Origin of the sequence: Bradyrhizobium sp. B120, assembly GCF_049075665.1 — a bacterium.
GTDB lineage: Bacteria > Pseudomonadota > Alphaproteobacteria > Rhizobiales > Xanthobacteraceae > Bradyrhizobium.
Map to the genome: position 1 here is coordinate 1,103,745 of NZ_CP185242.1, position 16,882 is coordinate 1,120,626.

At 65.3% G+C, this 16,882-nt stretch carries 19 protein-coding genes; 13 read left to right on the plus strand and 6 right to left on the minus strand.

Annotation, left to right across the window (positions count from 1 at the left end):
- Positions 1-126 precede the first annotated feature (126 nt).
- Entirely contained in the window at positions 127-1,140 is a 1,014-nt protein-coding gene (gene cobT / locus ACOIX3_RS05255; RefSeq protein ID WP_420968727.1) for a nicotinate-nucleotide--dimethylbenzimidazole phosphoribosyltransferase, read from the minus strand.
- A gap of 53 nt (positions 1,141-1,193) precedes the next feature.
- Between cobT and cobS the strand changes: the two genes are divergently transcribed.
- A complete protein-coding gene (cobS, locus tag ACOIX3_RS05260) occupies positions 1,194-1,946 on the plus strand; it encodes an adenosylcobinamide-GDP ribazoletransferase (RefSeq protein WP_420968728.1) in 753 nt (250 codons plus the stop codon).
- 152 nt (positions 1,947-2,098) lie between these two features.
- On the opposite strand, the gene ACOIX3_RS05265 is transcribed toward cobS, so the two are convergent.
- Positions 2,099-2,545, minus strand: a complete 447-nt coding sequence (locus ACOIX3_RS05265) for a hypothetical protein (RefSeq protein WP_420968729.1) — start codon at positions 2,543-2,545, stop codon at positions 2,099-2,101.
- Between the two features lie 657 nt (positions 2,546-3,202).
- On the opposite strand from ACOIX3_RS05265, the gene ACOIX3_RS05270 reads away from it, so the two are divergent.
- Positions 3,203-3,772, plus strand: a complete 570-nt coding sequence (locus ACOIX3_RS05270; RefSeq protein WP_420968730.1) for a histidine phosphatase family protein — start codon at positions 3,203-3,205, stop codon at positions 3,770-3,772.
- Between the two features lie 160 nt (positions 3,773-3,932).
- On the opposite strand, the gene ACOIX3_RS05275 is transcribed toward ACOIX3_RS05270, so the two are convergent.
- Entirely contained in the window at positions 3,933-4,721 is a 789-nt protein-coding gene (locus ACOIX3_RS05275; RefSeq protein ID WP_420968731.1) for an SDR family NAD(P)-dependent oxidoreductase, read from the minus strand.
- Positions 4,722-4,877: 156 nt separating this feature from the next.
- A complete protein-coding gene (locus ACOIX3_RS05280; protein ID WP_420968732.1) occupies positions 4,878-6,548 on the minus strand; it encodes a methyl-accepting chemotaxis protein in 1,671 nt (556 codons plus the stop codon).
- Positions 6,549-7,034: 486 nt separating this feature from the next.
- On the opposite strand from ACOIX3_RS05280, the gene ACOIX3_RS05285 reads away from it, so the two are divergent.
- The 11 genes from ACOIX3_RS05285 to ACOIX3_RS05335 all read left to right on the plus strand — a co-directional run bounded on the left by ACOIX3_RS05285 (position 7,035) and on the right by ACOIX3_RS05335 (position 14,678).
- Entirely contained in the window at positions 7,035-7,688 is a 654-nt protein-coding gene (locus ACOIX3_RS05285) for a glutathione S-transferase family protein (protein ID WP_420968733.1), read from the plus strand.
- A gap of 162 nt (positions 7,689-7,850) precedes the next feature.
- Positions 7,851-8,222 carry a nuclear transport factor 2 family protein gene (locus ACOIX3_RS05290; protein WP_342724533.1) on the plus strand — a complete coding sequence of 124 codons (372 nt, stop codon included), beginning with the start codon at positions 7,851-7,853 and terminating at the stop codon, positions 8,220-8,222.
- 70 nt (positions 8,223-8,292) lie between these two features.
- A complete protein-coding gene (locus ACOIX3_RS05295; RefSeq protein ID WP_420968734.1) occupies positions 8,293-9,501 on the plus strand; it encodes a serine hydrolase domain-containing protein in 1,209 nt (402 codons plus the stop codon).
- Between the two features lie 123 nt (positions 9,502-9,624).
- Positions 9,625-10,041 carry a YciI family protein gene (locus tag ACOIX3_RS05300; protein ID WP_420968735.1) on the plus strand — a complete coding sequence of 139 codons (417 nt, stop codon included), beginning with the start codon at positions 9,625-9,627 and terminating at the stop codon, positions 10,039-10,041.
- A 170-nt stretch (positions 10,042-10,211) separates the two neighbouring features.
- Entirely contained in the window at positions 10,212-10,637 is a 426-nt protein-coding gene (locus ACOIX3_RS05305; RefSeq protein WP_207833036.1) for a YciI family protein, read from the plus strand.
- Between the two features lie 81 nt (positions 10,638-10,718).
- Positions 10,719-11,084, plus strand: a complete 366-nt coding sequence (locus ACOIX3_RS05310) for a hypothetical protein (RefSeq protein ID WP_420968737.1) — start codon at positions 10,719-10,721, stop codon at positions 11,082-11,084.
- Between the two features lie 204 nt (positions 11,085-11,288).
- Positions 11,289-11,819, plus strand: a complete 531-nt coding sequence (locus ACOIX3_RS05315; RefSeq protein ID WP_420968738.1) for a dihydrofolate reductase family protein — start codon at positions 11,289-11,291, stop codon at positions 11,817-11,819.
- A 131-nt stretch (positions 11,820-11,950) separates the two neighbouring features.
- Entirely contained in the window at positions 11,951-12,664 is a 714-nt protein-coding gene (locus ACOIX3_RS05320) for a TetR/AcrR family transcriptional regulator (RefSeq protein ID WP_420968739.1), read from the plus strand.
- Positions 12,665-12,795: 131 nt separating this feature from the next.
- Complete coding sequence (locus ACOIX3_RS05325) at positions 12,796-13,287, plus strand: DUF2852 domain-containing protein (RefSeq protein WP_420971664.1); 492 nt, start codon at positions 12,796-12,798, stop codon at positions 13,285-13,287.
- A 109-nt stretch (positions 13,288-13,396) separates the two neighbouring features.
- Complete coding sequence (locus ACOIX3_RS05330) at positions 13,397-13,870, plus strand: DUF4304 domain-containing protein (RefSeq protein ID WP_420968740.1); 474 nt, start codon at positions 13,397-13,399, stop codon at positions 13,868-13,870.
- A gap of 43 nt (positions 13,871-13,913) precedes the next feature.
- Complete coding sequence (locus ACOIX3_RS05335) at positions 13,914-14,678, plus strand: serine O-acetyltransferase (RefSeq protein WP_420968741.1); 765 nt, start codon at positions 13,914-13,916, stop codon at positions 14,676-14,678.
- A gap of 32 nt (positions 14,679-14,710) precedes the next feature.
- Here ACOIX3_RS05335 and ACOIX3_RS05340 read toward each other — a convergent pair whose 3' ends face one another.
- Together ACOIX3_RS05340 and ACOIX3_RS05345 are read right to left on the minus strand one after the other, a co-directional pair.
- The gene (locus tag ACOIX3_RS05340; RefSeq protein ID WP_420968743.1) at positions 14,711-15,469 is read right to left on the minus strand and encodes a haloacid dehalogenase type II; all 759 of its coding nucleotides are present in this window, start codon (positions 15,467-15,469) and stop codon (positions 14,711-14,713) included.
- A 328-nt stretch (positions 15,470-15,797) separates the two neighbouring features.
- Entirely contained in the window at positions 15,798-16,871 is a 1,074-nt protein-coding gene (locus ACOIX3_RS05345) for a tartrate dehydrogenase (protein WP_420968745.1), read from the minus strand.
- Positions 16,872-16,882: the final 11 nt, after the last annotated feature.

Below are 16,882 nucleotides of genomic sequence, written 5' to 3' on the forward strand. Positions count from 1 at the left end.
CGGCGCCCCACCGGGGCAAAGGTTAGGCTTCCAGCGCGCAGAGGTCATGCTGCGCACGCTAAGATTGCGGCCCATGCGGGCGGTATGCACCGGCTTTTTGGGGAGAGGTTCGGCTAACCTGCAGCTTTAGCCCGCTCCGGAGACGCCGGCCTCGGCAAAGGTCGCCATGCCGCCATGACAGGCGAGCGCGGCGCGCAGCAGCAGGATCGCAATCCCTGCGCCGGAGGCTTCGCCGAGCCGCATCTCGAGATCGAGCAGGGGCGCGAGCTGCAATTCGCGCAGCAGCTGGCGATGGCCGAGCTCGGCCGAGACATGCCCGGCGCGGCAATGCGCGAGGCTATCAGGCGCAAGCCGCGCCAGCGGCAGCACCGCCGATGTCGCGACGAAGCCGTCGAGCAGCACCGGGATCGATCGTGCCCGCGCTGCCAGCACGGCGCCCGCGATGGCCGCGAGCTCGCGGCCGCCGAGCGCGACGGCGACGGCGAGCGGATCGTCGAGCAGGCTGCGATGCAGCTTCAGCGCGGTATCGATCACGGTGCGCTTGCGCAGCAGGCCGGCATCGTCGACGCCGGTGCCGCGGCCGGCCCAGCGCGCGCCGCGCCCGCCCATCAATGCCGCGCACAGCGTGGCGGCGACCGTGGTGTTGGCGATGCCCATCTCGCCGACCACGAGCAAATCGCACTGCTCCGGCACCGTGCGCCAGCCGGTGTCGAAGGCGACGAGGAAATCGGCGCCATCCATCGCCGGCGCCATCGTAAAATCGCGGGTCGGACGTGCGAGCTCGAGCGGCTCGACGCGCAGCTCGGCGCCGGCAAGCCTGGCGATCTGGTTGATCGCGGCGCCCCCCGCGGCGAAATTCGCCACCATCTGCGCGGTGACTTCAGAGGGAAAGGCGGAGACGCCGCGTTCGGCGATGCCGTGATTGCCGGCGAACACGGCGATCGTGACCTGGTCGAGCCGGGGGATCTCGCGCCGCTGCCAGCGCGCCAGCCAGATCGCGACCTCTTCCAGCCGGCCGAGGCTGCCCGGCGGCTTGGTCAGGTTCTGCTGGCGCAGCGTGGCGGCCGCGGCGCTCGCTTCGTCGCCGTCGGGCAGCTCGCGACAAAAGCTGCGGATGTCGTCTAGAGTACTGAACTGCATGCGATTCCCTCGTCGAGCGGGCCGCAAAATAGTTCAATTCGAAGGCCGCGACCATGAATCAATGGCTCGACGATCTCAGGACCGCCATCGCCTTCCTGACCCGGCTGCCGATGCCGCATCCGGACGGCGCGCGGCCGGAGGGCTTCGCCCGGGCGCAGCGGCTGTTTCCCCTGGTCGGCGCCGGCATCGGGGCCGCGATCGGCCTGTTCTGTCTGCTGCTGCGGTCGATCGGTGTCCCGGACCTCGCCGCGGCGGCGCTGGCGCTCGGCGGCGGCGCGCTGTTGACCGGCGCGCTGCACGAGGACGGGCTCGCCGATGTCGCCGACGGGTTCGGCGGCGGCCGCGATGCAGCGGCCAAGCTCGAGATCATGCGCGACAGCCGGCTCGGCACCTATGGCGCGCTGGCGCTGGTGGTGAGCTTTGCCACCAGGCTTGCGGCGTTGGCGGCGCTTCCCGACGGCATGGTGGTGCAGAGCCTGATCGCGGCGCATGCGCTCGGCCGCGGTGTGCTGCCGTGGATCGCGATCAGCCTGCCCTACGCGCGCAAGGATGGGCTCGCGGCCAATGCCGGCCGGCCCGATGGCACGATTGCGGTGGTCGCAGCCGGCATCGCGCTGGTGATCGCACTCCTCGCTCTGCCTTTCGGCAGCGCGCTGCTGGCGGCGATCGCGGCCGGTGCGAGCGCATTGATCATGGCGCTGCTGGCAAAGCGGCAGATCGGCGGCCAGACCGGCGACGTGCTCGGCGGCGCCGAGCAGGTTGCGGAGGCCGCGATCCTGGTGTTGCTCGCGGCGCGGCTCGGCTAGAGCATTTCCAAGCGAAGTGGAGACCGGTTCGCGTGAAGATGATGCGATCCCATGCAACAGTCGGCGCGAAATTCAGCTATGGCCCGAACTGGAGGCCGCGCCGATCTAGCCGCTGTTGCGGGACAAGACATCGATGAGCATTGCATCGACCATCACCATTCGTCGTAGAGCCACTCCCTGGGCATTGGAGGCCGCGCTCTTGCATACGGGGGCTGAGCCGTCCGCTCGGGCTTGCGCACGCTTGGAGTCGGTGGCGTCGGAAGCGGTAACGGCTTCGGCTCGGAGACCTTCGCTAGCGTCCGTTTCATTTCTTCCTGGCTCGCCTTGAGTTCCTCGATGGCTTTGGAGTTCGCGCGGGCCATCTGTTGCTGGTCCGCCTTGAGCTGCTCGATACTTCGCTCAACATTTTCGAGGTTGCGGGCGATCGTTTGCAGCAGCTGCGCCTGGTCGGGAAGAGCTGTATTGGCTGTCGGCGCGGCATTCTGCGGCGGTGCGGTCTGAACCGGGGGCGTCGCTTGGGGCGGAGCGGCGTCTGCCGCTGCGACCTGAACGGTCGGTGGAGCGGGCTGCACCGCAAGCGGCGGATTATCCGGGGGCAATGATGGAGTCGAAGCGAGCTGGGGCACCCAACGGGCGACAACCTGCTTGGCTCCTCTACCATACGACGACTGCAAAGCCAGTGCAGCGACAACGATACATGCTGCCAGCGACAAGCCGGCGACAGCACGGAACCCCGGCATTCGGCGCGGCGATCGCGAGCGAGGTCCCGAAGAGGTAGGGCCAGGCTCGGAAGCGGCAGGGCTGGGTCCGACCGAAGGCGGGGCAGGTTGCGCCGGAGCCGGGGATGCAGCATCGCGCTCCATTCTTGCAAGCTGATCGCTCAAACGCGCGAGATCTTCATTGGCGCGCGTGATCTGCTTGTGGGTTTCTGCGAGTCTTTCGTCGGCGCCCGTGGCCGGGCCATCGTTTGATTCGACTGGGTTCGGGGTGGGGGTGGAGTTCACTGGCGCTTCCCTTTCCATCCAATGTCACCCAAGCGTGCCGACTCGGTTATCCGTTAGGGTCGATCAGCCCCCAGCACTCCCGTCAGTCTTGTCCAAAAAATGGCCGGATGATAGCGGGCTTGAGGTCTCGTGGTAATGGAGGGGGACCAGCTCGTGCCGAGCACGTTAACGCATTTCCGCCTTGCCCGATAAATCGGGCATCAACTGTCCATGAGTACACGCCCTGGTCAGAATGGAAGGGCTCCTGCAGCGATGGATTACGAAACGCATCTCTGGCTGATCCGCCACGCGCCGGTCGACGGTCCGCGCGGCGTGATCCATGCGCCGGATGCGCCCGCGGATCTCGGCGATGCCGCGGCCTTTGCCGCGCTAAAGGCGCGGCTGCCGGCCGACGCTGTCGCGATCTGCAGCCCGGCGCGGCGCACAAGCGAGACCGCAGCAAAGCTCGGCCTCACGGCAACGGCGGATGATGCTTTTCGCGAGCAGGATTTTGGCGACTGGACCGGCCGTCGCCACAGCGAGATTGAAGCCGAATTCGGTGCGGCGGCCTATCGTGCATTCTGGCAATCGCCGGGGACCAACCGGCCGCCCGGCGGCGAAAGCTTCGCCGATCAGATCACGCGGGCGCGGGCAGGGCTTGCGCGCCTGCCGTCCGGCGATGTCGTGCTGGTCGTGCACTCCGGCACCATCCGCGCGATTCTCGCAATCGCGCTCGAGCTGGCGCCGGAATTGGCGCTGCGCTTCGTCATCGATCCGCTGTCGCTGACGCGGATCGACCGGCTGCCGGGCGCGTGGCGCGTTGTTGCAGTGAATGGGCGGTAGGCCAACTACGCCGCTGCCAACCCCGTCATCCTGAGGTGCGAGCTCTTGCGAGCCTCGAAGGATGAACGGCCACAGTCGGGCCGTCGACCCTTCGAGGGCCGCTGAAGAAGCGGCCACCTCAGGGTGACGGTGATGCTGTGTGTCCTACTGCGTGGACGTCTCACCCATTCCGGCGCTGGCCGCGCAGGGTCGGCAGGCCGATGCCGGCGGCATCGAAGCCGCCGTCGACGGCGAGGATCTGGCCGGTGATGTAGCTGGCGCGATCCGAGCACAGGAAGAAGATCGCTTCCGCCAACTCCTCTTCCAGGCCGTAGCGGTTGAGCGGGATGGCGTCGTGATAGTCGGCGCGGATCTCCGGCGTGTGCACGGCCTTGGCCATCGCGGTCTCGACCGGCCCGGGCGCGACGCCGTTGACGCGGATGCCGAGCGAGGCGAGCTCGACCGCGAGCTGCTTGGTGAGATGCGCGAGGCCGGCCTTGCTGGTGCCGTAGGCCGAGCGCAGCGTCGAGGCGCGCACCGCCGAGATCGAGGTGATGTTGATGATCGCGCCGCCGCCATGCTCGCGCATCACCGGCGCCGCCGCCTTGGTGCACAGGAACGGGCCGGTGAGGTTGACCGCCATGATCCGGTTCCAGTCGGCGTCCGACGTCTCCAGCACCGGCGTGAACACGGCGATGCCGGCGTTGTTGACCAGCGCGTCGAGCCGGCCGAAGCGGTCCGTGATCGCCGCGATCGCGGCTGTCACACCAGCGGCATCAGACACGTCGCAGGTCAAAGCCAGCGTCGTGTTGGGCTGCTGCAATGCCGCGACCGCGGCGCGCAGCAATTCGCCCTCGATGTCGAGCAGCGCGACGCGCCAGCCCTCAGTGAGAAAGCGTTTCGCTGCGGCGAGCCCGATGCCGCGCGCGGCGCCGGTCACGAGTGCGACTTTGGGGGAAGCGGAATTCATTGGATGGTCCATCGGTTCGGGCAGCAAGTCCCGACCGTCTGCGACCTTTACTCCGACGTGTCAACCCGATGGGGATTCTTCGTCATTCGGGGCGCGTCTCGAAGGATGTACGGCCGCCAGCCCGGGCCGTCCATCCTTCGAGGATCGCACCGCAACCTACGCCGCGAGCTCGGCGGAGGCGCGCTGCATATTGGTCGACATGTCCTGCGTCACGATGCTCTGCTCCTCGACCGCGGCGGCGGTGGAGGTGATGTATTCGTTGACGCCGGCGATCGCCGCCTTGATCTCGGATAGCGAGGTGACCACTTCGGCGGCGATCGAGTTCAGCGCATCGATCTCCGAGGAGATCGTGTCGGTCGCCTGCTTGGCCTGGTTGGCGAGGCTCTTCACCTCGGAGGCCACCACCGCGAAGCCGCGTCCGGCTTCGCCCGCACGCGCCGATTCGATCGTGGCGTTGAGCGCGAGCAGGTTGATCTGCCCGGTGATGCTCGAGATCATCTCGACGATGCCGCTCATCGCCTGAGCTGCGGCATTGAGCTTCTGCGCCTGACCGTCGGCAGCCTCGACACGGCCGGTGGCGACCGCGGCGTTCTGCTTCGACTTGGTCATGGTCTCCGAGATCTCGCGGATCGACGCGCTCATCTCCTCGCTGCCGGCGGCAACCGCCTCGATCAGGCCGCGCGCGCTGTCGGCCTTCTTGCGGCCGATCGCCTGCGCGGTGATGTCGGTGGCGTATTTCACCACCTTGTAGGGCTTGCCGTTGAGATCGAGGATCGGATTGTAGGAAGCCTGGATCCAGATCTCGCGGCCGCCCTTGGCGATGCGCTTGTATTCGGCGGCCTGGAACTCGCCGCGGTTCAGCGCTCCCCAGAACTCGCGGTAGCCCGCCGAGCTCGCCTCGACCGGCTCGACGAACATGCTGTGATGCTTGCCCTGGATCTCGGCGAGCAGATAGCCCATCGCGCCGAGGAAGTTCGGGTTCGCGGTGCGGATGGTGCCGTCCATGTTGAACTCGATCACGGCTTGCGACTTGCCGATCGCGTCGATCTGGCCGTCATTGTCGGCGGCCTTCAGCTTCTGCTGCGTGACGTCGGTCGCGAACTTGACGACCTTGAACGGCTTGCCGCGGTCGTCGAGGATCGGGTTGTAGCTGGCGAGGATCCAGATCTCCCTGGCGCCCTTGGCGAGCCGCTTGAACTCGCCGGTCTCGAGCTCGCCGCGGTTCAGCCGTGCCCAGAAATCGCGATAGGCCGGGCTGTCGCGGTCGGCCGGCGGCATGAAGATGCTGTGATGTTTGCCCTGGATCTCGGCGAGCGAGTAACCCATCGCGCCGAGGAAGTTCTCGTTGGCATTGACGATGGTGCCGTCCATGTTGAACTCGATCACCGCCTGCGCCCGGCCAATCGCGTCGATCTTGCCGGAGTCTTCCATGCTGTGGATCTTCTGCGCGGTGATGTCGGTGGCGAACTTGATGACGCCGACCGGCTTGCCGTTCTTGTCCAGGATCGGGTTGTAGGAGGCCTGGATCCAGATCTCGCGGCCGCCTTTGGCGATGCGCTTGTACTGTGCGGCCTGGAATTCGCCGCGGTTGAGGCCCGCCCAGAACGCGCGATAGTCTTGGCTGTCGCGATACGCCGGCTCGACGAACATACTGTGGTGCTTGCCCCTGATCTCGTCGAGGGAGTAGCCCATCGCGTTCAGGAAGTTCTCGTTGGCGGTGACGATGGTGCCGTCGAGCTTGAACTCGATCACCGCCTGCGATCTGCCGATCGCTGCGGCTTGCGCCAGCGCATTGTCGATGTTTGCCTTGTTGCTGAAACTGAACATCAGGGCTCCGTGAGGGGTCAAATGAAACGGGATGGAAAAGCAGATCGCGGCAACTCACGGAAAAGTTGCAGCGAGCCGTTTAGCATCGGTAAAGGCTGCGGTCTGGCACGGACTGCATAATGCAACGCGGCGCGCGTGCATCTATCTCAGTTTGCGAAGTAATTTTCTGATCTGAACGTTATCGTCCATAGTCGTGATGCGATGTTCACCGTAATCTTACGGATGAAAATCGATGACAACTTTGGTCTGATGCAGATGATTGCAACGCGTGCACTTCAGCAACGCTGATAGACCTATTACGAACGTTGATATTGCTCACTGTTTTCACGGATCGATTCAGCACCGCGATTCGCGTCCTCAACGAATGCATGTCGCGTCGATGCCCGCTCTCGGTGCCGGGCGACGGGCAAAATAATTTCCGAACGAGATGTCTGCAGAGCGGTCTGCGGTTCGTCCTGCGGGTACTGGTTCCATGATGGAGTTCTGATGTCACTGACCCTGCATTACCACCCGCTGTCCTCGTTCTGCTGGAAGGCGCTGGTCGCGCTTTACGAGAACGGCGCGCCGTTCACGCCGAACATGGTCAATCTCGGCGATCCCGCCGAACGCGCGGCGCTGCTCGCGCTGTGGCCGATCGGCCGCTTTCCCGTGCTGCGCGACGAGGCGCGCGGCGAGACGGTGCCTGAATCGAGCATCGCCATCGAATATCTCGACCGGCACTATCCCGGCACCGTCAGGTTGATTCCTGACGACCCGGAGCTTGCGTTGCAGACCCGGCTGCGCGACCGCTTCCTCGATCTCTACGTCCATCTGCCATTGCAGAAGATCGTCGGCGACCGGCTGCGTCCGGCGGACAGCAAGGATCCGCGTGGCGTCGCCGAGGCGCGGGCCCAACTCCGCACCTCCTATGCGATCCTCGACCAGCAGCTCGCGCATGGCGGCTGGATGATGGGTGAGCAGGTCTCGCTGGCCGACTGCGCCGCCGCGCCGGCGCTGTTCTACGGCAACAAGGTCGAGCCGATCGGGGAGGGCCATCCGCATCTGGCGGCCTATCTCGAGCGGCTGAAGGCGCGGCCGTCCTTCGCGCGCGTCCTCAAGGAAGCCGAGCCCTATTTCGGCATGTTCCCCAAGGAGGACTGAGAGGGAAACCTGAAAAAGGGAACCTGAGGTCTGATCAGGACCCCGAAAATTAATGCGGCGCGATGTCGTTTTCGCGCCGCCCCGTTCGTCATCTCCCTGAAGCCCGGGTTCTGGAGCGCCGGTCGCGCCCCGGGGCTCGGGCGGCACTTTGTGGGAGACGACATGGCTGCAGCTGGCAACAGGGCCGAGATCATCCGCGGGATCTTCGCCGCCTATCTCGCCAATGACCGCGCGAGCGTCGAGGCCGCGTTCGCGGAGGATTTCCGCTTCTCGACGCCCTATGGCGAGAACATCGACAAGCCGCGCTATTTCGCCGAGTGCTGGCGCGACTCTGGCTGGATCGGCCGCCACGAGATCGAGCGCATCATGGTCGACGGCGTTGAGGCTTTCGTCACCTATCGCTGCGTCGCCCGGGACGGCAAGAGCTTCCGCAACACCGAGTTCTTCGTGTTCGACGGCGACAAGGTGTCGCGCATTGACGTCTATTTCGGTCCGTCGCATCAGGACGGCGAACTCGTCAGGCAGGATCGATGAGGCAGCCTCGGTGATGTCGCTCGCGCGATCGTCGCAGGCGAGCACGAATTCTGCGAAGGAAACCTGGAAAATGTCCATTGCGAGTGAAAGCAGCGGCCTGTCGCAGGCACGGCTCGGACGCATGCGCGAGGTGCTGGCACGCCATGTCGATGGTGGCGACGTTCCAGGCCTCGTGGCGCTGGTCAGCCGTCGCGGCGAGATCCATGCCGATGTGCTTGGACGCATGGCGATGGACGGGCCGCCGATGCAGCGCGACACCATCTTCCGCATCGCCTCGATGACCAAGCCGGTGACGGCGGTCGCCGCGATGATCCTGGTCGAGGAATGCCGGCTCAAGCTCGATGATCCCATCGATCGTTGGCTGCCCGAGCTCGCCGATCGCCGTGTGTTGCGCACGATCGCATCCGAGATCAATGACACGGTACCGGCCAAGCGCGCGATCACGCTGCGCGACCTGCTGACCTTCCGCCTTGGGCTCGGCATGATCCCGGTATTTCCGGCGCGCTATCCGATCCAGATGGCGATCGCGGATGCCGGTTTCACGCTCGGGCCGGTGTTTCCGTCGTTTCCGCCGGACGAATTGCTGCGCCGCTACGGCACGCTGCCGCTGGTCTATCAGCCCGGCGAACGCTGGCTCTACGACGCCGGGAGCCATATCCTCGGCGTCCTGATCGCACGTGTTGCCGGAACCTCGTTCGCCGGCTTCCTGCAGGAGCGTATCTTCGGGCCGCTCGGCATGAACGATACGGCTTTCCATGTGCCGCAACACAAGCTGTCGCGGTTTGCGACGTGCTATGGCGGCGATCCTGCGACCGGCACGCTGAAAGTGTTTGATGCACCTGCGACCGGCAAATACGCGGCGCCGCCGGTGTTCGAGAACGGCAGTGCCGGGCTGGTGTCGACCGCGGATGATTTCAACGCCTTCGCGCAGATGCTGCTCAATGGCGGGCGGCTCGGCACCGAGCGCATTCTGTCGCGTCCCTCGGTGGAGCTGATGACCTCGAACCAGCTCACGCCGGAACAACAGCTTGGCTCCGAGCTGTTGCTCGGTGCGTCGCTCGGCTGGGGTTTCGGGCTGTCGGTCGTCACCGCGCGCGACGATCTCTGCCATGTGCCGGGCCGCTACGGCTGGGACGGCGGCTATGGCACCTCCTGGTATTCCGACCCGCGCGAAACGATGACCGGCATCCTGCTGACCCAGCGCATGTTGGATTCGCCGCAGCCGCCCGCGGTGTTCTCCGATTTCTGGACGCTCGCCTATCAGGCGATCGATGACTAGCGCGGAGCCTGCGTCAATGACCCAAAGAATAATTTCAAACGCCGTGTCGGGATCGCAAACTCTGCATCGTCGTTCAATCGAGCGCCGGTGCTGTGATCGGCTCAGAGAGAACGGAGCAGGACGATGAAGTTCATGGTGATCGTGAAGGCGAACAAGGATACCGAGGCCGGCGTGATGCCGAGCACCGAGCTGCTTGCCGCGATGGGCAAGTTCAACGAGGAGATGGTCAAGGCCGGCGTGATGCAGGCCGGCGAGGGCCTGCATCCGACCAACAAGGGCGCGCGCGTCAAATATGCCGGCGGGCAGAGCACCGTGAGCCACGGGCCGTTCAGCCCGACCGGCGATCTGGTCTGCGGCTTCTGGCTGATCGAGACCTCCTCGCTCGATGAAGCGATCGACTGGATGAAGCGCGCGCCGTTCGGCGGCGGCTCCGAGATCGAGATCCGCCAGGTATTTGCCGCGGAGGATTTCGGCGAGGCGCTGGCGCCCGAGCTGCGCGAGCAGGGAGAGCGTCTGCGTGCGCAGGCCGGAAACAGGTGATATTCGACCGTCATTCCGGGATGCGCCGCTAGGCGCAGGCCCCAGATGCGCAATTGCGCATCGGGGAATCCATACTCACGATCGTGGTTATGGGCTCATCGCTAACGCGATGCCCCGGAATGACGGGAGAGAGGGTCACACGTGATTCAACAGATAAGGAAGTCCGACCAATGCGTTTCATGATGCTGATGATCCCACTCGGCTACGAGTCCGCGCCGGCCAAGCTCGAGCTCGACCCGGAACGGGTCGCCGCGATGATGCGATACAATCAGGCGCTGAAGGACGCCGGCGTGCTGATCACGCTGGAAGGCCTGCATCCGCCGGCGTCAGGCGCGCGCGTCAAGTTCGACACCGGCCTGCCGGTGGTGATCGACGGTCCGTTTACCGAGGCCAAGGAAGTGATCGGCGGCTTCTGGATGATCGAGGTCGCCTCGCGCGCCGAAGCGATCGCATGGGCGAAGCAGTGCCCGGCCTCCGCCAACGAGATGATCGAGATCCGCCAGGTGCAGGAGATGGCGGATTTCTCCGAGGAAGTGCAGCAGGCGGCCGCGACTTTCGAGCATCCGCAGGGCGGCTGGGGCAAGGCGCTGCGCTAGATCTCAACCGAGAAGCGATGCCGCTCCTAAGCGTCATCGTATCACCAACCGATCGTCAAACCACCACAACGGAGAAGCACGATGAGCAACGACACCTTCCTCGCCGTCTATCTTGGCGGCGGCAAATCCGGTTCGCGCATGGCAGCCTGGAACGCACTGCCGGAGGCCGAACGGCGTGCCAAGGAGCAACAGGGCATGGCCGCGTGGGGCGCCTGGGTCGAGAAGCACCACGACGTGATCGTCGAGATGGGCGGGCCGCTCGGCAAGACCAAGCATGTCGGAGCCGGCGGCACCGCCGACATCGCCAATCTGATGACCGGCTTCACCGTGGTGCGCGCGCCCTCGCATGAAGCGGCGGCAAAGCTGTTCGAGAACCACCCGCATTTTTCGATCTTCCCCGGCGAGGCCGTGGAGATCATGCCGGTGCTGCCGATCCCGGGACGGTAGTCCCCGGGGCGATAGCGCCCGGGGTGCTAGAGCGCCAAACTCACTGCACCTCTCCCGCTTGCAGCGGGAGGGGCTCCGTTCCGGAGATCGAACGTCGGCTTGTTCGATCTACCGAACAAGCTGCGTGCATTGATCCGCCCGACATCGCCCTCACGTCATGCCGGCCCAAGCAAATCTGAAAACCCCGGGTAGAGGCCGCGTGCCATGGCGAAGCTCGTCTTCGGATTGAACCAATCGCTCGACGGCTATGTCGATCATCAGGCCATGCTGCCGGACACCGGGTTGTTTCGGCATTTCATCGAGCAGGTGCGCGGCGTGACCGGCATGCTGTACGGCCGGCGCATGTACGAGGTCATGCGCTATTGGGACGAAGACCGCCCTGGCTGGGATGCGGAGGAGCGCGACTATGCTGCAGCGTGGCGGAGCCGGCCAAAGTGGGTCGTGTCGCGCTCGCTGAAGTCGGTCGGACCCAACGCGACGCTCGTCGAGGGGGACCTCGCGGCGGCGGTGCGCGGGCTGAAGGCCCGGCTCGACGGCGAGATCGAAGTCGCTGGACCAGAGCTGGCGGGGAACCTGACCGAGCTCGGCCTGATTGACGAGTATCGAATCTACCTCCGGCCGATCGTGCTTGGTCGCGGCAAGCCGTTCTTTGCCGGCCCCCGCGCGCCGCTCCGCCTCGTGGCGAGCGATCGGCTGGGCGAGAACACGATCAAGTTGACCTATGTCCCTACCTAGTCACGCAATGCGCCTGACGGCTTGGCGAGGCAGGCCTCGGCGGCGTTCAGCCCGCTGATCCGTTAATCTTGATGAACCGCCGGCCTGGCCGCTAGTGACCTTTACCGCCGGCTCATGTAAAAGCCGTTCACATGAGCTGGCGCAAGGACCAAGGCCGCGCCGAGCGCGGCTATCATCACGGCAATCTCAAAGAGGCGTTGCTGCAGGCAGCCCTCGACCTGATCTCGAAGAAGGGGCCGGCCGGCTTCACCTTCGCCGATGCCGCGCGCATGGCCGGCGTCAGCCCCGCCGCGCCCTACCGCCATTTCCGCGACCGTGACGAACTGATCGCCAGCATCGCGCAGCGCGGCTTCGAGCAGTTCGAATCCCTGCTGACGCAGGCCTGGGACGACGGCCGCCCTGACACCGTTTCGGCGTTCGAGCGGGTCGGCAAGGCCTATCTCGCCTTCGCGCGCGAGGAGCCCGCGTTCTACTCCGCGATGTTCGAATCCGGCCTGCCGGTCGATTCCAATCCGACCTTGATGGCGGCAAGCGAACGCGCCTTTGCGATCATCCGCGCCGCCGCCGAGCGGCTCGCGGCGCTTGCGCCGCCCGGCACACCGCGCCCGCCGGCGATGATGATGGCGCTGCATATCTGGTCGATGTCGCACGGCGTCGCCTCGCTGTTCGGCCGCGGCGATGCCGCGCGGCGCAAGCTGCCGATGTCGCCGGAGGATCTGCTCGAGGCCGAAGTGCTGATCTATCTGCGCGGTCTCGGCTTCCTCACCGACCGCAAGCCCGGAACCGCGGCAGCCGACGACAAGCCGGCCGGCGACAGATCCGGTCCGTGGGGCAAGCCGAAATAAGGTTCAACGGCTGGCCTAAAAATAATCCGAGGGGTGCGTCATCTGCTCTGCTTGACTTTCCCAAGGGCTCGGCTATCTATGTAAATGTTATTTACATTCACAACGGCGTGATTGCCGTGATGGAGAAGGAAATGGCCTACACCGCAGATGTCAATCGCTGGCGCGGCCCCGTCGAAGAGCCCTACCGTCCACACTTCTACGCGACGCCGTGGCATCCCCTGAAGATCGCCGGGATCATCCTCGGCTTCATGATCTGGTGGCCGATCGGCCTCGCCCTTCTCTTTTTCACACTCGGGAGCAGAAAAATGGCCTGTTGGAGTCACTACGATCAGGATCGCTGGGCGAACAAGATGGAGCGCATGCAGGACAAGATGGAGCGGATGAAGAGCCGCATGGAGCGCCGCGGCTTCCCGTTCGGCGGCTTCGGCCCGCCCACCAGCGGCAACCGCGCTTTCGACGAGTACCGCCAGGACACGCTGCGCCGGCTCGAGGAAGAGCAGGTCGAGTTCAAGAACTTCCTCGATCGTCTGCGCCACGCCAAGGACAAGGAAGAGTTCGACGCCTTCATGGCGCAGCACAAGACCCGTCCGACCCCGCCGACCGATCAGCCGCCGCAGAGCTGATCCCGCGAGGCAAGCACTGAGCCTTCAGGCGATGTGCCCCCATAGCACCTGATGGCCCGAGCCGCCCGTTTGCGACAAGCAAGCGGGCGGTTTGCATTTTGCGGCTGCCATGTCCACTGTATCGTCTTTAGTGGCTCAGTTTGAATTTTCGACCGCTTTGCGTTTCTTTCGCAAGGGAATGGAAATGAGCGAACGTGACAGGATGATTCTGGCGTTGAAAGAAGCCGTTCAGCCCTACCTACGTTTGGTGAAATTTTCGGGGGCATTTCCCCACTATCGAAGAATTGGGAATGACCGCATCGATTTGGTGACTTTCCAGTTCGACAAAAACGGAGGCGGCTTCATTATGGAGACCGCGCAATGTTCGGTTGATGGAATCATCACGGCTTGGGGCGCACATATCGCACCCAGCAAGGCAAGGGCATGGGACGTTCACCCGGATAAGAGGACGCGTATTCAGGCTAAAGCGGGAGCCGGCACTGATGCTTGGTTTCGGTTTGATGCGAATCCCACAAGCATCGTTGCTCAGGACGCGCTCAATCACCTTAAGGCAGCGTTTGGACGACAGGAACCTCCAAACTGAGACAACACGCTATTCTCGGCAATCCGGGCGATGAGGTGAAGTGATGGCGGCATCTGCGACGGCGAGTCCTGACGACCTCTGGCTTGCGATCCGGCGCGAGGCGGAAGCTGCCGTTGTCGCCGATCGCTTTCTCGAGGCCTCGGCTGCCTTCATCCTCGATCAGGGCGATCTCGGCGGCGCGCTCGCTTTCCTGATCGGCCGGCGAATCGGCCGCGCCGAAGCCGATCGCGCGCAGTTCATGCGGACGGCGCGCGAAGCGTTCGCGGCCGAGCCCGCGCTGGTCGATGCTGCCGCCACCGATCTGGTTGCCATCGTGCGCCGCGACCCGGCGATCACGGGCCTGCTGCAGCCGCTCCTCAATTTCAAGGGCTACGTCGCGCTGCAAGCCTGGCGGGTGTCGAACTGGCTGTGGCGCCATGATCGCCCCGACATTGCGCTGCTGATGCAGAGTGCCGCGGCGGACCAGCTGCAGATCAGCATTCATCCCTCGGCCCGGATCGGAACGGCGGTGTTCCTCGATCACGGCACCGGCATCATCATCGGCGCGCTGGCTTCCGTCGGCGACGAGGTCACGATCCTGCAGAACGTCACCATCGCGCGGCATCAGGATGACCCGCGTCACGCCCCGAGGATCGGCCGCGGCGTGCTGCTCAGCGCCGGCGCAACGCTGATCGGGGATCTCACCGTCGGCGACTTCGCCAAGGTCGGCGCCGGCGCGCTGGTCACGTCCGATGTGCCGGCCGGCTGCACCGCGGTCGGCGTGCCGGCGCGGCTGACCAATTGCGCGGAAGCGGGTGCGCTGTCGTGAGGCGAGCGACCTGACCGGGTTTTCTTGCGCAGCTACGCCGGCACGAGCATGTCGGCGAGTTGCGTAAAGCTGTCCGCGTGGAGGTCGATCCAGCTTTCCGGCGCGACGTCGACCTTCGCCGCCGGCCCGAACTCCAGCGGACGGGCGACGAATGCGGTGCGCATGCCGAAGGCGCGGGCCGCCTTCAGGTCGTATTTGTGGCAGGCGACCATCAGGATCTTGTCGGCGGGATAACCGAGGTAGTCGACGGCGAGCTGATACACCGCGGGTGACGGCTTGTAGCTGCGCGCAAGCTCCGCGGTCAGCACGGCGTCGAACGGCAGCTTGGCGTGCTTGACCACCGCCACCACGGCGGCCATGCCGGCATTCGACAAGGTCGAGGTCACGAACCGGCTGCGCAGGCGCGCAAGGCCTTCGACGCTGTCGGGCCATGCGTCGAGCTTGCTCCACACCGTGTTCAGTTCGTCGCGCTCGTCGCCCGAGAAGGCCTCCGAGAGGCGGTGGCGATCGAGCAGCACATCCAGCGCCTCGCGATAGATGCGGTCGACCCGAATCCACGCGCGCTTGCCGGCGATCACGTCGTCGAGCGCGGCACGATACAGATCGCGCCACTCGCTCGAGAGCTTGGCCCAGTCCAGCGCCAGTCCCTTCGTGGCGTTGACGGCCTGCCCGGCACGCAGGATCGGCTGATAGAAGTCGACGCACGTGCCCTGGACGTCGAACGCGATGGCGCGGATCCCATCGCGCCATGTCGCGGCGCCTGCCGGCTGCATCCCCGTCATCGCGGCCATGATCGATAGTCCTCCAGCAGTCATGAAGTGTCGTCTGGTCAGATCGGGTAGCACGGTTCGTTCCCCGGTTGCTGGTATCGGAAGGGGCGCACCAACTCATCGTAAGGTGAGCACTGTGTCAGGCTCCCTCTCCCCTTGTGGGAGAGGGTGGGGAGAGGGGTGGCCCCGGGAGGGACGTGAGACGTCGGTTCGACTCCATCAACAGATATCTCCTGAGAGAATCAGCAGCGGAGCAAGTGCGCCCCTCTCCCCAACCCTCCCCCGCAAGGGGGGAGGGAGCCCGAGCCGCGTGCTCACCTCACTGAATGATGCGAAGCCGATAGCACCCTCACACATTCGATCCATGGATCGCGTCGATCACGGCGTCGGTCACTTCCTTGGTCGTCGCCGTGCCGCCGACGTCGGGCGTCAGCACGCCGGCCGCGCACACCTTCTCGACCGCGGCCATCAGGCGCGCGGCGGCGTCCTTTTCGCCGAGATGCTCCAGCATCTGCGCACCGGTCCAGAAGGTCGCGACCGGATTGGCGATGCCCTTGCCGGTGATGTCGAAGGCCGAACCGTGGATCGGCTCGAACATCGAGGGGAAGCGGCGCTGCGGGTCGATATTGCCGGTCGGCGCGACGCCGAGGCTGCCGGCCAGCGCGCCTGCGAGATCGGAGAGGATGTCCGCATGCAGGTTGGTCGCCACGATGGTGTCGAGGCTCTTCGGATGGAGCGTCATCCGCACCGTCATGGCGTCGACCAGCATCTTGTCCCAGGCGACGTCGGGGAATTCCTTCGCCACTTCGGCCGCGATCTCGTCCCACATCACCATGCCGTGGCGCTGCGCGTTCGACTTGGTCACCACGGTGAGGAATTTGCGCGGCCGCGACTGCGCAAGCTGGAACGCGTAGCGCATGATCCGCGTCACGCCGACCCGGGTGAAGACAGCGACCTCGGTGCCGACCTCTTCCGGCAGGCCGCGGTGCGCACGGCCTCCCATTCCGGCATACTCGCCTTCGGAATTCTCGCGCACGATCACCCAGTCGAGATCGCCGACGCCGACATTGCGCAGCGGCGAGGCGACGCCGGGCAGGATTTTCGTCGGCCGCACATTGGCGTATTGGTCGAAGCCTTGGCAGATCGGCAAGCGAAGGCCCCACAGCGTGATGTGATCGGGCACGTCGGGCGCGCCGACCGCGCCGAAATAGATCGCGTCGAAGGTCTTCAGGTCTTTGAGCCCGTCGGCCGGCATCATCACGCCGTGCTTCTTGTAATAGTCCGAGCCCCAGTCGAAGGTCTTGACGTTGAAGCTGATGTCGCCCGAGCGCTTCGCCAGTGCCTCGAGCACGCGGACACCCGCGGAGATCACTTCGGGGCCGATGCCGTCGGCGGGGATGGCGGCGATGGAATGGGTACGCATGGGTTCTCTCC